The organism is Burkholderia sp. A2 (genome assembly GCF_001729305.1).
Classification (GTDB): Bacteria; Pseudomonadota; Gammaproteobacteria; order Burkholderiales; family Burkholderiaceae; genus Burkholderia; species Burkholderia sola.
On the sequence record NZ_LZXX01000146.1, the window covers coordinates 1,937 to 3,020 of the forward strand.

A 1,084-nucleotide genomic window follows, 5' to 3' on the forward strand; every position below is an offset into this window, starting at 1 on the left:
CGGTACAGCGCGTCGAACACCTGCGAGTCGCTCTGGCGCGGGAACGAACAGATGATCTTGCGCACCTTCTTCGCCTTCAGCAGCGCCGCGAGGCCCGTCTCGCCGTTGCCTGCGTTGTTGTTGACGATCGTCAGGTCGCGCGCGCCCTGTTCGATCAGCGCGTCGATCAGCTCGGACGGCATGCCGGCCGTGCCGAAGCCGCCGATCATGATTGTCGCGCCATCGTGGACGTCGGCAACCGCCGACTGAAGCGATTCGAAAATCTTGTTGACCATGTCTCTTCCTGATGCGAACCCGCGGCTCGTGCGCGGCCTGTCGAGAGGACACGCGCGTGCCGCGTGCCGCGCCGGAGGCCTTCGTGCGACCCTCGGCTTTTGTTCGCTAAACGAACCTAGATTCGATTAGCGAACGATGGGCCGATCATAGAGTCGCGCACAGCGCCTTGTCAAGGCGGGTTGCCTTGGGGGGCGTCGCGTCGTCGAACGGCAAGCCGACGTAGTTTTCGGCGAGCGATTGCGCGGCGGCCCGCGAACGCGTCACGTATTTCAACTCGGCAAACTTCAGGCGATTGACGAACGGCGAGTCGTCCGGCGACGCATGCAGCATGTTCGTCATGAAGTAAGAGAAGTGCTCGGCGCGCCACACGCGCTCGAGGCAGGTCGCCGAATAGCGCTCGAGCGGCGTCGCGTCGCCCGTCCGGTAGCGCGCGCCGAGCGCCCGGGACAGCGCGCGGACGTCGGCCACCGCGAGGTTCATCCCCTTCGCGCCGGTCGGCGGCACGATGTGCGCGGCGTCGCCGGCGAGGAACAGGCGGCCGTGCTGCATCGTCTCGGATACGAAACTGCGCATCGGCGTCACGCTCTTCTGCGTGATCCGGCCCTCGGTCGGCGTCCAGCCGGTGTCGTTCGAGAAACGCGTGTGCAGTTCGTCCCAGATCCGTGCATCGGACCATTCGGCGAGGTCTTCATCCGGCTTGCACTGCAGGTACAGGCGCGTGACCGTCGGCGAGCGCATCGAGAACAGCGCGAAACCGTTGTCGTGATGCGCGTACACGAGTTCGTCGAGCGACGGCGCCGCATCGGCG

The 1,084-nt window shown here is 65.8% G+C and carries 2 protein-coding genes; both read right to left on the reverse strand.

Annotated elements, in window-relative coordinates; translation table 11 throughout:
* A partial coding sequence (locus tag A9Z05_RS37110) for a 3-oxoacid CoA-transferase subunit A (protein WP_256122142.1) occupies positions 1-275 on the reverse strand: 275 nt, incomplete at its 3' end.
* Between the two features lie 145 nt (positions 276-420).
* On the reverse strand, positions 421-1,084 hold a 664-nt coding region (locus tag A9Z05_RS31580), incomplete at its 5' end, for an FAD-dependent monooxygenase (RefSeq protein ID WP_176730271.1).